At 53.3% G+C, this 15,962-nt stretch carries 16 protein-coding genes and 2 pseudogenes; 5 read left to right on the top strand and 13 right to left on the bottom strand.

The window, feature by feature from the left end; all coding sequences use genetic code 11:
• Nucleotides 1–21: 21 nt before the first annotated feature.
• The 4 genes from GS_RS12100 to GS_RS12085 all read left to right on the top strand — a co-directional run bounded on the left by GS_RS12100 (nt 22) and on the right by GS_RS12085 (nt 3,351).
• Nucleotides 22–963 (top strand): DnaJ C-terminal domain-containing protein, encoded by a 942-nt coding sequence (locus tag GS_RS12100; protein ID WP_010943043.1) that lies wholly within the window; start codon nt 22–24, stop codon nt 961–963.
• Between the two features lie 12 nt (nt 964–975).
• A complete protein-coding gene (locus tag GS_RS12095; protein WP_010943042.1) occupies nt 976–1,278 on the top strand; it encodes a chaperone modulator CbpM in 303 nt (100 codons plus the stop codon).
• 152 nt (nt 1,279–1,430) lie between these two features.
• Entirely contained in the window at nt 1,431–2,195 is a 765-nt protein-coding gene (locus tag GS_RS12090; RefSeq protein WP_010943041.1) for a pentapeptide repeat-containing protein, read from the top strand.
• A gap of 190 nt (nt 2,196–2,385) precedes the next feature.
• Entirely contained in the window at nt 2,386–3,351 is a 966-nt protein-coding gene (locus GS_RS12085; protein WP_235044889.1) for a GSU2403 family nucleotidyltransferase fold protein, read from the top strand.
• 140 nt (nt 3,352–3,491) lie between these two features.
• Here GS_RS12085 and GS_RS12080 read toward each other — a convergent pair whose 3' ends face one another.
• The 12 genes and pseudogenes from GS_RS12080 to GS_RS12025 form a co-directional block, all read right to left on the bottom strand.
• Nucleotides 3,492–4,073 (bottom strand): DUF4124 domain-containing protein, encoded by a 582-nt coding sequence (locus GS_RS12080; protein ID WP_010943039.1) that lies wholly within the window; start codon nt 4,071–4,073, stop codon nt 3,492–3,494.
• A gap of 124 nt (nt 4,074–4,197) precedes the next feature.
• Nucleotides 4,198–7,212 (bottom strand): PocR ligand-binding domain-containing protein, encoded by a 3,015-nt coding sequence (locus GS_RS12075; RefSeq protein WP_010943038.1) that lies wholly within the window; start codon nt 7,210–7,212, stop codon nt 4,198–4,200.
• A gap of 524 nt (nt 7,213–7,736) precedes the next feature.
• Nucleotides 7,737–8,570 carry an acetoacetate decarboxylase family protein gene (locus GS_RS12070; protein WP_010943037.1) on the bottom strand — a complete coding sequence of 278 codons (834 nt, stop codon included), beginning with the start codon at nt 8,568–8,570 and terminating at the stop codon, nt 7,737–7,739.
• A gap of 214 nt (nt 8,571–8,784) precedes the next feature.
• Complete coding sequence (locus GS_RS12065) at nt 8,785–9,600, bottom strand: lipoprotein (protein ID WP_010943036.1); 816 nt, start codon at nt 9,598–9,600, stop codon at nt 8,785–8,787.
• Between the two features lie 165 nt (nt 9,601–9,765).
• Nucleotides 9,766–11,052 carry a type II toxin-antitoxin system HipA family toxin gene (locus GS_RS12060; protein WP_010943035.1) on the bottom strand — a complete coding sequence of 429 codons (1,287 nt, stop codon included), beginning with the start codon at nt 11,050–11,052 and terminating at the stop codon, nt 9,766–9,768.
• Complete coding sequence (locus tag GS_RS12055) at nt 11,042–11,380, bottom strand: helix-turn-helix domain-containing protein (protein ID WP_010943034.1); 339 nt, start codon at nt 11,378–11,380, stop codon at nt 11,042–11,044. The genes GS_RS12060 and GS_RS12055 overlap by 11 nt, the downstream gene beginning before the upstream one ends.
• 142 nt (nt 11,381–11,522) lie before the next feature.
• Nucleotides 11,523–11,660 (bottom strand): hypothetical protein, encoded by a 138-nt coding sequence (locus tag GS_RS12050; protein ID WP_164930451.1) that lies wholly within the window; start codon nt 11,658–11,660, stop codon nt 11,523–11,525.
• 62 nt (nt 11,661–11,722) lie between these two features.
• Nucleotides 11,723–11,872: pseudogene (locus GS_RS17800) on the bottom strand (transposase); the annotation flags it as partial.
• A 149-nt stretch (nt 11,873–12,021) separates the two neighbouring features.
• The gene (locus tag GS_RS12040; RefSeq protein WP_010943032.1) at nt 12,022–12,684 is read right to left on the bottom strand and encodes a transposase; all 663 of its coding nucleotides are present in this window, start codon (nt 12,682–12,684) and stop codon (nt 12,022–12,024) included.
• Between the two features lie 105 nt (nt 12,685–12,789).
• Nucleotides 12,790–13,431, bottom strand: coding sequence for a tetratricopeptide repeat protein (locus tag GS_RS12035; protein WP_010943031.1), 642 nt, complete (start codon nt 13,429–13,431; stop codon nt 12,790–12,792).
• Between the two features lie 79 nt (nt 13,432–13,510).
• Nucleotides 13,511–14,002: a hypothetical protein gene (locus GS_RS12030; RefSeq protein WP_010943030.1), complete on the bottom strand. Its 492-nt coding sequence runs from the start codon at nt 14,000–14,002 to the stop codon at nt 13,511–13,513.
• 104 nt (nt 14,003–14,106) lie between these two features.
• Nucleotides 14,107–14,847 carry a hypothetical protein gene (locus GS_RS12025; protein WP_010943029.1) on the bottom strand — a complete coding sequence of 247 codons (741 nt, stop codon included), beginning with the start codon at nt 14,845–14,847 and terminating at the stop codon, nt 14,107–14,109.
• A 154-nt stretch (nt 14,848–15,001) separates the two neighbouring features.
• On the opposite strand from GS_RS12025, the pseudogene GS_RS12020 reads away from it, so the two are divergent.
• Nucleotides 15,002–15,265, top strand: a pseudogene (locus GS_RS12020) (IS110 family transposase); the annotation flags it as partial.
• Nucleotides 15,266–15,285: 20 nt separating this feature from the next.
• Here GS_RS12020 and GS_RS12015 read toward each other — a convergent pair.
• Nucleotides 15,286–15,954: an REP-associated tyrosine transposase gene (locus GS_RS12015; protein ID WP_045667367.1), complete on the bottom strand. Its 669-nt coding sequence runs from the start codon at nt 15,952–15,954 to the stop codon at nt 15,286–15,288.
• Nucleotides 15,955–15,962: the final 8 nt, after the last annotated feature.

The raw sequence follows: 15,962 nt of genomic DNA, 5'->3' as shown, positions 1-15,962 counted from the left end.
GTACCGGCGAGAGAGAAGATCATGGCTAAGTATCAGGACTATTACGCCATTCTCGGCGTAAGCAAAACTGCAACCCAAGAGGAGGTACAGCGGGCCTACCGTAAGCTGGCCCGCAAGTACCACCCCGATATCAATAAGGCCGGCGATGCCGAAGAGAAATTCAAGCAGATCAACGAGGCTTACGAGGTGCTCAGTGACCCGGACAAACGGGCTACGTACGATCAGCTCGGCCGCGATTGGGATGGACGGCACGGCACTCAGGGCTATCAGGGAGGCGACAACGCCGGACATCATTTCTCCACTGCCGATCCGGGCCAGTTCAGTGACTTCTTTCAGGACCTGTTCGGCAGCGGGTGGAACTTTGGTGGATCGGCTGAATTCCAGGGGGGAGGCACCAGGAGAAGGCGAGGCCGCGACCATGAGGCCACCATCACCATCACGCTTGCTGAGGCCTATCATGGCGCCAGGAAAAGCATTGAACTGGAACGGGCGGAGGCGGACAGCGCCGGCAGGCTGGCCAGGACGAGGCGCACCTATGATGTTGCCATCCCGCCAGGGGTGACCGACGGCTCGCTGATCCGGCTTGCCGGGCAGGGAGGGCGTGGCACGGGAGGTGGTGAAGCCGGCGACCTTTTCCTGCGGGTCAGCATTCTCCCTGACAGCCGCTTCACCCTGAACGGCAACGACCTGACTACCATGGTCGATGTCACCCCGTGGGAAGCCGCGTTAGGTGCCAAGGTGCCGGTACCGACGGTAGACGGCAGGATCAATCTCACCGTGCCGGCCGGAACCCAGAGCGGCCAGATCTTGCGCGTTCGCGGCAAGGGAATGCCGATTGCTTCGGGCCGCCACGGAGATTTGCTGGTGAGTGTGCGTATCGTGGTGCCGAAGCACCTCTCAGACAGAGAACGGCATCTCTTCGAGGAATTGGCCAAAGAATCGCGATTCGATCCGCGTATGTGACCGAGGACCGCTATGACAGCTCAACAGTATGAAATCATAATCAGCAGAAAACATGAACTGGTCTCCGTGCCGGGCATTACCCTCCATGAGCTGAGCAGGCTGTGCGAGTGCCATCTCTCGGTAGCGAAGCGGCTCTTTGCCATCGGGCTCATCGAGCCGCAATCGACCGGGACAACTCCGCTGTTCGACCGGAGCGCCGTGGTCAGGGCCAGGAAAGCCTTGCGCCTGAAACGAGACCTTCGTCTCAGCTTCGATGCCGTGGCCCTGGTGATGGAGTTGCTGGACCGCATCGACGATCTGGAACGGAGACTTTGAGGGCTCTGTGGGGTTTGAGAGTGATGGCTGGGGGAAACTATCTGAGAGAGGCCGGGGAACCCCGGTTTATTTGTTGTCAGGCATTCCCCGGCTTGCCGTATGCAGATGATATAATTGACACGAATTTGATTCCGCTTCCAAGGAGGCTTCCAATGTTCAACAAACTGGCGACATCAGTTGCATTCGGTCTTTTGAGCATTGCTACGGCCCACGCATTCGACCCCCTGGTGATCGAACGCGCCAAATCGCTTGGAGAGTGCGAGCATTGTGACTTTGTGAGTGCAGACTTGAAGGGGGTTGATCTCAAGGGAATAAAGCTGGACGAATCCAACTTCACCGGGGCTGACCTGAGTGCAGCCGCAATTGATGACTGTGGCGCGTGCAACTTCACCGGCGCAAACCTGACCGGCGCGCAGATGGATGGTGCAAGCCTGGATGAGGCGATATTCGATACGGCCGACATGAGGTCGGCACATTGCAGCGGGGCATACATCCATCATGCGAAATTCGTTGGTGCAAATCTGTCGGGTGCCGACATGCGCAAGGTGAACGTCGAAAAGGGCAATTTCAGTCAGGCAAACCTGACAAATGCGAATTTCTCGGGGGCGAAGCTCAAGTATGCCAATCTCGGCGGTGCCGTGCTGAGGGGAACAAACTTCTCCTTTGCCGATCTTTCGGCAACCGATCTCGGCTCCCTGGACCTTGAAGGGGCAAATTTTCGAGGAGCAACGTTCAATGGCACACTACTCAGGGATGCAAAACTGAAGGGAGCGGATTTACGGCAATCCAGGTTTCACTCCGTGTCGATCTATGACACGGCAACCAACAGATTGGGGGAGAGCTTCGATCCGGTCAGGTGCGCCGATCTTCAGGAAGCAGGAGCTCTCTTCGACGCAACGACGAAATGCGGGAAGTAGAAAAGTGATCCGAGTGGCGGTGGTCTGCGATAACGGTTCTGCCGATGACCTGTGAGCAAGGCGCAACAGATCATCAGCGCAGTGGGCGCACTTCTTTCAACGTAGACTGGCTGTATGAGGGAAAGAGCCTTACTGTTCAAATAGAATTATCTACTTGAATATAAGATGTTTTCCGTATAAAACTCTAAATATGAAAAAAATACGGAAAAAGTATCAGTGGATTGATATAGGTGAAGATGCCAGACGTCAATATATCGACGCTCAAGCAACGTTCACGGCTTGGGAAGATGCCCGAAAAGCTGCTTCCGAAGTACGCGGAGGCATGTATTGGAAGCGACAGGGCGAAACGGAATACCTGATCCGGACGTCCCCCGGCAACGCTCAAAAAAGTATTGGTCCTCGCTCTGAGAAGACGGAGCAGATTTACCGGAATTTCACTGCCAGAAAAGCTGAAGCCGAGCAAAGGCTCGCAGATCTTACCAGCGCACTAGAGCGACAACAGCGGATGAACCGGGCGCTCTTTGTCGGCCGGGCGCCTCGTATCCTCATCGACATACTGAACAAGCTCGTAAAAGTAGGGCTTTCGGAATATTTCACGGTTATTGGCACCCATTCCCTCTACGCCTATGAAGCTGCCGCGGGCGTTGGTTTTGGAGAAGCGGCAGCATTGGCAACCCAGGACATTGACCTTCTTCTGGATACCCGGAAGCGTCTGAGCTTTATCACGCAGATGACCACCATGGGTACATCGATGCTGAAGCTGATACAGAAGGTAGATCCCACCTTCAGGATCCGCGACGACCAGAAATACACGGCCGTCAACAGCAAGGGTTTTGAAGTCGATATCATCCGAAGGGAGCCGAAAGACGGTGATCCCCACCCGCTGCGGCTGACTGACGAGGATGATGAGTTCTATGCCGTACCGGCCCGGAATGCTGGTTTACTTCTCGATGGGCCGCGTTTTTCCGCGATGATCATTGCCACGACCGGCCACATGGCAAGGATGAACACTATTTCTCCGGCTGCCTTTGTCAGGTTCAAACGATGGATGGCTGAACAGCCTGATCGGGACCCCATGAAGCGCCAAAGAGACATCCTGCAGGCAAATATGGTCGAAGAGTTGATTGTCGAATACCTGCCCCACCTCCAGCAATAACCAGAAGAATTCCCCGATTTCGATGAAGCCTCGTCGATAGTGTCAGGGAGTTATCTTTATTCAGATACATACGTACACTCCTGGACACAGCACGTTAACAGCATCCCCCTGAAGGCAGGGGCACACATTCCCTTGCGGCATCATCTGCGCCATTCAAACGGGACCCCATGGCGTGCCGCCTCACTTTCCAGGTCGACGAGTTTCTGCTCCAGAGCCTCGAGCTGTTTTTCGCCCTCGCGGATATCATCGTGCGCGGCCCGGTAATTGTTCCGGTTTTTCCTGGGATTGCCGAATATGCCCTGGGTCGTGGCGTTGCTTACGGTCATTTTGTAATGGAGGGTTTTGAGGTTCTGCCGCTTGGTTTCCAGGTCGGCCCTGGTTTGCGCTATCTCCGCCCGGATGGTGGAAAATTGTTGTCGCCACCAGCCTTCGCCATGACCGCCATAGCTTTCCACCCTCTGCGGCTGCTGCTTTTTGACGGGGGCGGTCTTCTGCTCAATCACCGCCTGAGACGCTTCTCCTGCGATGGTCGCTCTCTTTTTGACCCGTTTCCTCTGCTTGTCCGGAATGCGCGCCGGATTGTCGGAAAACGTAACCGTCCCCTGGTCATCCGTCCATTCATAGGTGGCTGAATCCTCGGCACGGATCCCTGGGCAAACAGAGACCGAGAAGCACATCGCGGCTATTATGAATGCTGGGCTGAGAGAAACGACCAGTCTCATGGGAATCTCCTCTGTCAAGATCTCTGACGGTAGGTTACGCACCATCTCGTTTTACCTGCCATAATTAGTTACCACGTTAAGTGGCTGACGACCATGCCTTTGACCCGCTTCCGGTGCGGCCGACTCAGTCGAGCACCTCGCGCAGCTTTAGCGAAAGGGTAGTAAAGTCGAACGGTTTCTGGAGGAAGTGGACGCTGTCGTTGAGCACGCCGTGGGGGGAAATGATGTCCGAGGTGTACCCCGACATGTACAGGCACCTGATCCGGGGATAGAACTGTGAGAGGCTCTTGGCCAGCTCCCGTCCGTTCATTTCGGGCATGATGACGTCCGTCATCAATAAATGGATCTCCCCCTTGTGCTCGCAGCCGATGCGCAACGCCTCGGTGGGGGTGGGCGCCTGCAGGACCGCGTAGCCCAGTTGGGTCAGAATCTCCGTTGTCATCGCCAGGATAGCCGGTTCATCCTCCACCAGCAGGACCGTTTCATTGCCCCGGTTGAAGGAGGACGTTGCCGTTCTCGGCGTCGCCGGCTCCTCGCTTCCTTTGAATCGGGGGAGATAGATGGAGAAGGTCGTTCCCTTGTCCGGCTCGCTGGCAACATCGATCAGTCCGTTGTTTTGCTTGACGATGCCGTAGATGGTCGCCAATCCCAGGCCGGTTCCCTTTCCCACTTCCTTGGTGGTGAAGAACGGTTCGAAGATGTGGGCACGCGTCTCCTTGTCCATCCCCGAACCATTGTCGCTCACGCGGATCCTCACGTAATCACCGACTGCCCCATGGGGATGAATCGTACCGTCCCTCTCGTCGAAGGTGCAGTTCCCTGTTTCAATGATGATCTCGCCCACGTCGGCAATGGCATCATGGGCGTTAACGCACAGGTTTGCCATGATCTGGTCGATCTGCGACGAATCCATGCGAACCTGCCACAGGTTCGCCGCCGGCTGCCACTGAAGGCGGATATTCTCGCCGATCAGCCTGTGCAGCATAGTGAGCAGCCCCGAAATGCTTTCATTCAGGTTCAGCACTTTGGGGGAAACGGTTTGCTGCCGCGCAAAGCCCAGGAGTTGCCGGGTAAGGTCGGCAGAACGTTGGGCTGCTTTGTCGATTTCGCGGAGCGAGGCATAGGTCGGTTGGTTGGGGTCCATGCGCAGGAGTGCCATTTCAGTATGCCCCAGGATGACGCTCAGCATGTTGTTGAAGTCGTGTGCCACACCCCCGGCCAGACGTCCCACGGATTCCATTTTCTGGGCCTGCATGAGCTGGACTTCGAGAGCAGCCTTTTCCTGCTCGGCTCGTTTGAGTTCGGTCACATCCGAGATAAGCACGAAGAAGCCGATCGCTTTGTCGTTCACCATGTCGGGAATGTACTGGGCCCAGGTGTAGCCCGTTTCGCCGTTCGGCTTCACCAGCTCCCGCTCGAAATTCTGGGGTTCCCCCTGCAAGGCGCCCCGGATGTACGGCTCGCTCAGGCGGAACAGCTCTTCCCCCATCAATTCCTGGACGGTGAGGCCGATGATCTGCTCCGGCGACCTGCCGAACCATTCCTTGTAGGCATCGTTCGCGAAGCGACAGCGGAGATCCCGGTCCCAGTAGCCGACCATCCCCGGCAGCTGATTGGTGAGCATGCGGAGGAAGCGCTCGCTGGCAACAAGTTTCTCCTCGGCCTGCTTGCGCAGCATTGCCTCGCCGATGTTCTTGGCGATGTCTTCGAGGGCTTCGATCCCCTCGCGAGTAAAGCGCCCCTTGCGGCGGTCGTTCAGCTGCAGCAGCCCGACGATTCGTCCCTTTGCCCGGATGGGGATCAGGGCGATCGATGCGTACCCCTGGTGGATGCATTCGTCGCGCGGAGTTGTCCTGGGGTCCTGGTCGGCCGGCACTTCGAGGTAGGGAAACGAATCATTGGTCCAGGCGCTCCCCCCCGGGGTGAAGAGCGGGTTGGCGTGGTCCGTACTGCCGGAAATCACCATGCCGCAGGTGCATTCCAGGCAGACGTTGCCGCATGAGTCCCGGCACACCCCGCCATCCTTATTCCTTGCTACGATGGAGTCCTCTTTCTGCAGAAAGTCCGGAGGGAACCCTTCCTGGTAGAAATAGGGGAAATCGTCTCCGTCCTGCAGGCGAATCCCAACGGCATCGACCCCGGTAGCCGATCTCAGCAGACCCAGAACCCGCTGGATCGCCTCCTTCATATCTTCATTCTCGTTGAGCGCGAGCAGGATATCCTGCCCCATCCTATGGAGCGCTTCAGCACGTTTGCGCTCCGTAATGTTGCGCAGGAAGGCGATAAACTGGCCGCCATCTTCGGGGCAGTACCTGACGTTGACTTCCACGTCGATAACGCTTCCGTCCTTGCACCGATGGCGCGATTCGAAATGTCCTTCCCCGTCTTCCATGATCTTCCGCATGTGCGCGGATGTCATGGTGGGCGTTTCGGCTGCCTCCAGGTCGAAGATGCTCATGGTCAGCAGTTCTTGCCGGCTGTAGCCGATCTTCTGGCAATAGGCCTCGTTGACTTCGAGCAGCCGGCCCTGCATGTCGATGGTGCAAAGCCCGCCGAGGGCGGCCTGGAGAATGGTCTGGTGGCGTTTTTCGCTCTTCCGGAGCTCCTCGTTGGCCACGCGCTGTCGCAGTACGTGCAGGCCCTGCTCCGCAAGCATGTTGGCAATGCTGCGGAAAAGGGCGAGATACGAGTGAAGCGTTTCCTCGTCAAAGATCGGCACATTCCGCATTTCCGCCAGGTAGGCGTCCTCGTCGAATCCAAACTGCCGCGCCTGGCGGACAAAATACGACTCGTCCGGAGAGGAGGTGAAAATCTGGCCGACAAAGATATTCGCCAGGTGCTCTCCCTCGATAACGATTGGCGTGACCGCATACTCAAGTCCCATGGGGCAGCGGTGGATGACAGGCATGAGTGACTCGCCGGCCTGGGAGCCAACGCGGAGTTCGTTTTCGATGCACTTTTGCCGGGAGGGTGGGTGTGCCCGGTGATATTCCGTGCAGAGCCGCTGCCAGCCCGAAGCGGCGAGAATGGTACCTTCAGGGTCGATTACGGAGGAGGCAAGCTGATGAAGCGCCCGCAGAGAATCGAGCAGCGCCTGCAGTCCGGGAATGTCCAGAAGATCCTTCAGGGTATAGTCCACGGTACCTCCTCGAACATACGGGGCCGAGCCCATATTTCATCAGCGGCAAATCTCGGTTAGGACTGATGCCCCACCGCGAAGAATCTTTTCCGTACACGCCTTTTAATTACAAAGCTGGTTTTGCATGGTGCGGATCTTGTGCTCATCCACTAGTTGAACTGGTAACATTGTGTGATCTGTGACAACTATTTTATAGTTTTGATGCATTTGTTAGACAGTCATCTCTTTACATAGCTACCTATTCTGCAGGGTAAGTCATGGCTTAATAAGATTATATGTCATACACTACTTGAATCACATCAGTGATTAAGCTGGATTGTCGCCATGTATGACATGGTGTGTGATAACTCAAGTGAGAGTAATGGCATTAGAACGCATGATGAAACTATTCCAGCGCATACGTACCCTGTCAAGATAGGAAAATCCTGATAGAGTGCCGGGCAGAGGCTGTGATGGCACGAAAAAGGGGAGCCGAAATACCGGCTCCCCTTGGCGGGAATCAGGGCAAGGGCATGTTTGCCCGATCATTCCACCGCCGTGGCCCTGTCGTCGGCCGCTTGGGTGTCTGCCCGCAGGTCGCGCAGCGGAATCAGGTCGTCGACGGTGAGGGCGAACGAGAAGCGATACCCGGCCAGGACCGAGGCCGGCTTCAGGTCGGGCAGCTCCAGATAGGGGTGATCGAAGATCTTCAGCGCGGCATCTCCCTTCCAGACGGGAGAGACCCGCACATCGCGCGATTTCAGCTGCACCAGCTCGTGCACGGCCGGGCTGTCATGCTTCCCCGCCACAAGCTCCGGAAAGTAGCGGGTGTTCACCGCCTTGGCGAACCCGGGCGAAGGCAAGGTCTCGGTCACCTCGCGCAGCGTCACCTGCGCTTCGAGCAACCGCCGGTCCTTCGCCGACAGCGTTGCCCCGAACCTGCCGCCCGGCCCCACCACGGGAGCGGCCTTTGACGGCAGATCGTACGCCCTGGTGATCCAGGTTGATCCGATCTGCTTCGGCCAACCCTGCACCAGGCCGCGCATCAGGGACACGTCCTGATCCACCCAGATAAAGGGGCAGTAGGCGACCGGCGCTCCCTCGAAGCTCGCCGAAAGCAGGATGATGGTCTCCCGGTATTGGCTGCGAATCGGGTCCAGATATTCCTCGCCGGTATCGCTCGCGTACTGCCATTCAACAAAATACGCGGCGCAGCGCCCCGAATGCAGTTCGAGCCCCTCGGGCAGAAAAGCGGCGGCTGCCGTGGGGGCGGCATCGAATTCAACCGCAATCGCATTGCCGACATAGTGCCAGGGCGGCAGGGGAGCAAGACTTGAGGTGCCGCGCGGCGTGCGGGGAAGGGTGTACCCTTTGAGCATACTGCCTCCGTGTGGTGTGGGGTATGGCTAACAACGTTCCCTCAGGTGTCACATATCTCCTATCATAAACCGTCCTGCTTGACGCCTTCCGTAGCCGTTGACACTGCGCACCCTTTTCTGGCGCTCGCCAGGCCCGGAATTCCATAGGGAATGTTTTTGTCGCTTGACACCAGCTATTTAATGGTTGTTCCTTGCCTCAAGTTGGCAGACAGGTTCATGCCCGTTTCTTCCGCCAAAAGATTCGGTTCCCGATTGCCAGTTGCTCTACCACGCCCTGCTGCTCAAGAAGCTCCAAGGCTATCTGAGTTGTTACGTCCGATCCTTGGAACATCCCCCAATCTATCCACCAGCATTTGATCCCCTCCACGGTGTCTGCTGAATTGGGGCGAAGCTCGAGGTAGCGCGTAATCGCGTCAGCCACAGCTTGGACCGATAGCTCGCTATTGCCCAAAAGCGGCGGATTGCAGAGTGTGTAGATTGCCACAAGGGCATCCGACAGGGTCTCGGCTTGATCAAAGCTGATCTCTTGGATGGAGAATCGGACAGACTCGGTGTGAGCAACAAGGTCAGAGACAGGCACCTGTCCAAGATGATGTCCAGGTCGTATCGTGTCTCGGAACACGTACTCGGATACTAGATCGATGTCAACAATTGGACCTGTGACGAAGGCACGCATAGCACTAGTCGGGTCATCCAGCATGACTCCGATAACGAGTACGCCGGCCTTCCTGGTCTCCGCTGGCAGAGTCATCCGATAGGTTCCGAAAGAATCGCACACCGCTGTCCCGAGAGAACCTTCTTTCTTGTTCCCATAGTCGTCTACCCAAAATGCCTCTACGACTGCCCCGCTAACGTTGGCGAACGCTGCCTTGGCAACCACGTTGCCCTGTGCCCCCGAAGGGGCCGTGTTGAATTGGAGTTTGGTCACGTGTCCAGAAACCATGACCTCGGAAGAATGGTTCCTGTCTCCGCAACTGGCGAATAGTAGTGCTAAGCTCACGAAAATAGTGCGGGCAAGCAGCTTCATCATTATTTCCTCTCGGCGGCAGAATTCGTGGGGACATCATACTCATCTCTCTTGAATTAGGTATGGTGTCCCCGGAACTCAGCGCTGGAAGCCTGATAATCATATAAAAGGCACCTCCCTGCATAGCAAGAAGGCAAAAACTTCCTGACCCCACTGTCTTCCATTGGCTTAACGGTACTTCTTTGCTAACCTCTCGAGCGAACTGCCCTCTAACCCTTCAAAGGCAAAGGGATTAAGCACCTGATTTCTCCACATCAGATTGCGGTCAATCTCGCTTAAGTCCGCTTCTTCACAAATCGTTGGCCAGTTCTCCTCAATACAACGGATCTGCCCTTCAATGATCAGGCCCGCCTCTGCTTCGTTGAGCAGGAAGTGTGGAGCCGCTTTCAGGCAGGTGGTAATCTGGCTTGAGTTTTGGCCGTCTGAAATCTGCATTGCCTGCGATGCTGTCCGCCCGGTCCGCGACTGCGGGCAAATGTCGTAAGCAGGGGTAAGCTGCAGCATGCGACCATCCCAAAAAGCAGCATGGTTACGGGCGTGGTCGTCGGTGTTGCCGATTAAGATGTTGAAGGCAAGGCGGGAAAAGAGTTCTCTCAGCGTTGACGGGGCACGCATGAATCGTTGCCGCACCAAATTCGCCAAATCATGATAGCTCGCATACCGTGCCATCATCTCGTCCAGCTGCAGCATCGTCAATGCGGAAACGATCCCTTTCCGTTGCCAACCGGCAGGCGCAGCAACGCGATCAAATCGCTCCACCATTAAAACGTCCTTGCCGGCTACTTGCAAAAGGTTCACCGGGGCCACGTGCAAACCAGCCATAAGCGCCAGCTTCATGGCGATAAACTCGGCTTTAACAACTGAGTAAAGGTCGGTTGAAGTAGAAAATTTGGCAATAAACTTGTGATTGTCGCTTTGCACCAATGCTTTCGGCCGTGCCCCGCCAATAGAGGTGCCATGCTGCAGCGCTTGAGCAAGTTCAGGAGTGAGCGGCACTCCCTTTTCGACCAATTCGGCGGCCTTGATCAGCTCTTCCAAGGGAGCGCCGGAAGCAAGCCTGGGTATGTACTCCGTTGGAGAACGTTGGAAATCGAGCGCTCCTATCCGATCTGAGCCGGACTCGATCAGATAGCTCAGTTCATCAATACTCCCCGGGTCAATCTGTAAGGCTGTTTTACCAAACCTTTTATTCAGAATTACCCGACGCCCCCACGCATCGGGGGATGCGTCACGCAAGCACCCCGGCATAGTGAGTCCTGCAACGAGGGGGATGACGCCGGACGTCAGCGGCAACTCGGCGTCGTAAATAGGTATGGCATTGTGGCGTTCCAAGTAGCTGCGGCCATAGTTAAAGATGTAGGTCCGCCCCTGCGCCGCGAGTCTCCCTGCAACAACCGGTTCTGTCTCGTTCGGAAGCCAGATCCAGACATATAGCTCTGTTAGATTAGAATTCATCATGAACCTTTGTCGAAGACCTGATCCGGCTGGGCAGGACTGCGAGCCTGTCGTTCACCCGATCTAAATGCATAGTAATAGTGGAACGGTCGTCAGAGTCAAACAACGTCACCCCCACTAAGACAGCCAGTTCGAAAAATAATCCGATTGCACACCCAGGATCGCCGCGTTCGATTCTTTGCAATGTCCGGCGGGCTATACCAGCGCGTCCGGCTAACTCGGCCTCAGACATCCTGCGCTCCCGCCGCTCCAGTCGGATTAGCTTGCCGAGGAGTTCCGTCGCCTCGCGGGTAGCAGGGAGGTACGTTCTGTTTTGTGATGATGGCATACGTCACCTGGATACTATAGTAATCTTTGGCTGCTTAAAGGATATCATAGTATCCATTTTTGAGGGTAAATTGTCAATGAGGGTTAGGGGCCACCTCTCACCATACTCATCTCTCTTGAATTAGGTATGGTGTCCCCGGAACTCACGGCCACGCGAACAACACAACGATCACGCTGATGGTAACAGGCTCTAAGAGCCGATCGCCGGCCATCAGCAAGCCCAACACGCAAAACATGCCTGCTGACACCGTCATGGCATATCTAATCATGAAGCTTTTCACGGCAAGCCACCTTTCAGGGAACGACTCAAATCTTTAACACGTGTAACCTGGGTGCCGGGGCTATCTACGCCACATTTCCGGCACCATTCGCCGAGCAGAGCGATATATGCTCGGTAATCCTCATCATTGAAGAATGTTGGCATTCTTCGGTTGCCCCGTTGCGTAACATGATGGGGAATTCCCGTTGCTATGACGCGTGCAATTCTGGTCATGGAGGCACGTTGGTGATGGTTAATGCGCTTGTCAATAGGTAATTAAGTATGGTGTCCCCAGAATTCTTTCCTCTTCCATTTCAGGTGGGGTCCTCTCGCTATCGTAAATTAACTGCGAATTCCGGGCGAATTCCGGGGACACCATACTTTTAATTATCATTACCTTTTGGTCCCGGCTTCCCTTTCTTTAACGGGCGTTCAAGGGCCGATTCCAGACGTTCGACAAATTCTTCTGTTCCAAGAGGTCTGCCGGTTCGCTCGTGTTTTCGGATATCGTTTAACTGATCTTCTTCTCCTGTTCCGGCAAGAAACAGACTCCAGTCTCCAACCAATTCCAATAGAGGCGCAACCTTGACCAGTTCATCGTCCATCCGGTCAAGGTGCGCCCGAGCACTACTCCAGGGCCACAACGCAGCTTTCGGCGTCAAGCGGGCGCGTACCGGGTTCATTTCTACATAGCGAGCGGCAGCGAGAAGATAGGATTCATCCATTGGAAACGAGGCAAAACGCCCTTGCCAGAGATGGCCGCGCCAGTTCTCACGGAAGTTGATCATGCGACTATATCGCCGGTGTGCCTCGCCGATCCCGCGACGCAAGCCGTCATCGGTTTCTGGGACAGCAATAAGATGAACGTGGTTCGGCATAAGGCAGTACGCCCAGATATCTACGCCACATTTCCGGCACCATTCGCCGAGCAGAGCGATATATGCTCGGTAATCCTCATCATTGAAGAATGTTGGCATTCTTCGGTTGCCCCGTTGCGTAACATGATGGGGAATTCCCGTTGCTATGACGCGTGCAATTCTGGCCATGGAGGCACGTTGGTGATGGTTAATGCGCTTGTCAATAGGTAATTAAGTATGGTGTCCCCAGAATTTGTTGCCGGGCGGTCGGCGTCCATGTGTCTTGTTGGAATGCTAGTGTTTTGCTAGTTCAAAAATATCCCAGACCTCACTACAAGCCGCTTCACCTTGTTCATAGCCCTCTTTTGCAAGAACTTTTGCTTTCTTATAATCTTTCTTTACACCTTCGCCTTGAGCATAGCATCCAGCCATATTACATTTGCCCAACGCGTCACCCATTGCGGCTGCTTTACCGTAATAATTGCATGCCTCTTTCATATTTTTCTTAACACCTAATCCATTGTGATAAATATGGCCTAAATTGTTTAACGCACCAGAATCGTTTTGAATAGCTGCGAGTTTATACCATTTTATGGCTTGAGAATAATCCTGCAATATACCGGAGCCAGATTCATACATTAGTCCTAGGTTATATTGTGCTCCTGCATGCCCTTTCTTTGCGGCAAACTCATATAACTCAATTGCTTTATTAGGATTTTGTGGTACTGAATATCCTTTTTTGTACATTGTTCCTAGCAAATTATAAGCGTCGAGATTTCCTTCTGTTACAAGATTTTCTAGTAATGGTAAGGCATTATCGTAATTTTTGTTTTTGAAATATGTATATGCTTCGGAAAGAACATCGGCGAAACAATAGTTCATCGTTACATTCTGAGCTAAAATACAAAATAATATTAAAGTGATAGTGCGCTTCATGTAGAAATACTCCTTTGGTTATTGTTATTTAATATCAGTTGTTTCTATGGGTTTGATTGACGTATCAACGTTAAAGCAGTCACTTTGCAGAAGCTTCAGATTCAAGAATGGCAAGCAGCTCGTCTGTGGCAGATTTTGTGTCATTTAACATTGTTCTTTCAGATAGTGCGAAAAACGTAAAAATGGCTATAATAACAGGAATAATTTGAGGTAAATTGAATAAGCTTACCGCTGTTGTCAACAAGGCAGTTATACCAACAGAAATAGTTATAAACTCACTTCTCCACGAAACACGACTTTTGTGATTTTTAAGTAAAACCACATAGTTTATTAAATCATCTCTATTGATAACTCCATTTTCTATCTCCTTCTGAAGCCAACTCCTAAAGCTATGGTCACGCATGAATCCATCAATCATGATGTTTCTGAATACTTTTAGCTCTCTCTTCGGATCATAAAGGCAGCGTTCCTTTAGCGCTCGGAAAGTTAGCCACCTGTCCAAAGTATGTTTACGCCGTTCCTTGAAGTATTTGTCGCAAATGCCTGTTAATACATCAACTGATTGTGTCACGCTTCTCTCCTTCTTCTCTTCCAACGTGTCGCGCCGTGACCTGCGCGGCAGGGTTATTGCCGCGTCAGTGTCCACGGCGCTGTTGGGAATAGAATTTTCCTCGTCTATCTGTGGAATGGAAGGCTTGTCTTCCTTTTGACATTCTTCAGTACATTGTTCAGCGTCAAGTCTGGCTGCCCCATGAATAACATCGCGTCAGTAATAATTGACTCCGAAACATAGATGAAAAGTGTTCCACTACTTAATAGTTTGCCAATTTGTTTTACTGATACGCTCTCGGACGGAGCAATTTCATGGCAAAAAATATTCCTTACTTTGTAAATCTGCTCTATTTCCTTGAAAAAACTCGGAAACATTAGGTGAAGAGGGGATTTTTCATCACAATGCGGGCATTTCAATTCATGGTGCTTAACCATTTCGGTAAACGATTCCCCCAAAATGGTTTCCATGCATGAATATATTGCACTCGGATTGCTGAGCGGCAGTATTCCTGCGACGATATCACCCAATGTCACGTTCTTTTCGTGAAGGGCAAGGACAGATTCCAGCTTAAAAGTTAAATCTTTAAATTTGTTTACATTATTTGAAAACGGAGGACCGCCATCCACTATGTCTTTAATTGCAAGGGTAAAATATCCTTCAATACAGGCGACAAGGCTGACCGGAATGTATCTCAACAGCTCTGTTCGTACTTGACGATTGGAGATATCTCTGCTGGCAAGAAGTTTATATGCCTCAGAGACCGGAATTAGTCGCTTGTGTACTTGATCCACCCTTCCTGTTCGCTTCAACTGGCGCGATTTGAGTTCAACTATTTGGTCTATTATTTTTTGATCGACTTTCATCTCTTTTTCCTATTGCGACCAACGCCATAAGCCTGACCGGCTGGTTCTTGGCCGGTCTTGGCGCTGGATACTATGTAAGGCCCCCCTTGGGCATACGGATTTTTGCCGTATGCTGGACTTTGCGAGAACCCATTCTCCAAAGGAGGCCTTACCCATGAGATTTTACACAAAAACTCACAAACACTACTGCGGAATCGATCTTCATGCGAAGAAAATGTTCCTCTGTATCCTGGATGCACAGGGCGAGGTGCTCCTGCACCGCAACATCTCAAGTTCGCCGGAGGCCTTTCTCAAAGCAGTCGCGCCTTTCCGTGATGGTTTGGTGGTCGGCGTGGAATGCATGTTTGCCTGGTACTGGCTTGCCGATCTCTGCCGTAAGGAAGGAATCGAATTTGTCTTGGGTCATGCCCTTTACATGGGACATAAAAAGGGGACAGGCTACTTTTTTCGATCAATTTTTGGTCTGCCTCTTTCCCGTCTTGTTGACTCTAATCCCAACTCCTTACATATCATATCTGCCCACAGATCGTTTCCGTATGGTGCTTGTCTGTTGACGCTCCGGCGGAGTCTTTCAATTTCGCTGCTGGTCATTGCGGTATCAACATACTGTGTCCAATTTGCTGGTAATGTGTTGGGCAGGGCGGCAAGTATTCTTCGATTAGTTCCTGCTACCCGTTCTGGGTGTGAAGACCACTGCCAGTCCTTGGCGCTGGCGGTCATTGTCGCTCTAACAGGATTGGCCTCGATATAGCGGACTACGGTCAGCAAGTGATCATCATCCTGAACTATGAAACTCTTGTACCGACCTTGCCAGACGTGACCACTCGTGCCGTAATGACGATGGTAGCGGCGGACGTGGCTCGTCATGAGCCATTGCATCCATTTGCTCAAATCGTCTGCCCTTGACGGTTGGAGGAGAAGGTGAAAATGATTGGTCATCAGGCAATAAGCAAGAATGCCAACACCATACGTCTCTTGTGCTGTCGCCATTAGTTCAACGAAGGCCTTGAAATCGCCGTCTTTATGAAAGACGTTCTGTCTGCCGTTACCACGGTTAAGGACGTGGTAAATCAGACCGTCACTATGTCCTCTTGCTATCCGTGGCATCCTGTTCC

The organism is Geobacter sulfurreducens PCA, assembly GCF_000007985.2.
Classification (GTDB): Bacteria; Desulfobacterota; Desulfuromonadia; order Geobacterales; family Geobacteraceae; genus Geobacter; species Geobacter sulfurreducens.
The sequence above is the reverse complement of the archived record's forward strand: the minus strand, read 5'-3'. Positions and strand labels throughout refer to the sequence as shown.

Bases quoted from the DNA above. Each gene is read 5' to 3' on its own strand.
- GS_RS12100 (WP_010943043.1), top strand. From the start codon at position 22: ATGGCTAAGTATCAGGACTATTACGCCATTCTCGGCGTAAGCAAAACT.
- GS_RS12095 (WP_010943042.1), top strand. From the start codon at position 976: ATGACAGCTCAACAGTATGAAATCATAATCAGCAGAAAACATGAACTG.
- GS_RS12090 (WP_010943041.1), top strand. From the start codon at position 1,431: ATGTTCAACAAACTGGCGACATCAGTTGCATTCGGTCTTTTGAGCATT.
- GS_RS12085 (WP_235044889.1), top strand. From the start codon at position 2,386: ATGAAAAAAATACGGAAAAAGTATCAGTGGATTGATATAGGTGAAGAT.
- GS_RS12080 (WP_010943039.1), bottom strand. From the start codon at position 4,073: ATGAGACTGGTCGTTTCTCTCAGCCCAGCATTCATAATAGCCGCGATG.
- GS_RS12070 (WP_010943037.1), bottom strand. From the start codon at position 8,570: ATGCTCAAAGGGTACACCCTTCCCCGCACGCCGCGCGGCACCTCAAGT.
- GS_RS12065 (WP_010943036.1), bottom strand. From the start codon at position 9,600: ATGATGAAGCTGCTTGCCCGCACTATTTTCGTGAGCTTAGCACTACTA.
- GS_RS12060 (WP_010943035.1), bottom strand. From the start codon at position 11,052: ATGAATTCTAATCTAACAGAGCTATATGTCTGGATCTGGCTTCCGAAC.
- GS_RS12055 (WP_010943034.1), bottom strand. From the start codon at position 11,380: ATGCCATCATCACAAAACAGAACGTACCTCCCTGCTACCCGCGAGGCG.
- GS_RS12040 (WP_010943032.1), bottom strand. From the start codon at position 12,684: ATGGCCAGAATTGCACGCGTCATAGCAACGGGAATTCCCCATCATGTT.
- GS_RS12035 (WP_010943031.1), bottom strand. From the start codon at position 13,431: ATGAAGCGCACTATCACTTTAATATTATTTTGTATTTTAGCTCAGAAT.
- GS_RS12025 (WP_010943029.1), bottom strand. From the start codon at position 14,847: ATGAAAGTCGATCAAAAAATAATAGACCAAATAGTTGAACTCAAATCG.
- GS_RS12015 (WP_045667367.1), bottom strand. From the start codon at position 15,954: ATGCCACGGATAGCAAGAGGACATAGTGACGGTCTGATTTACCACGTC.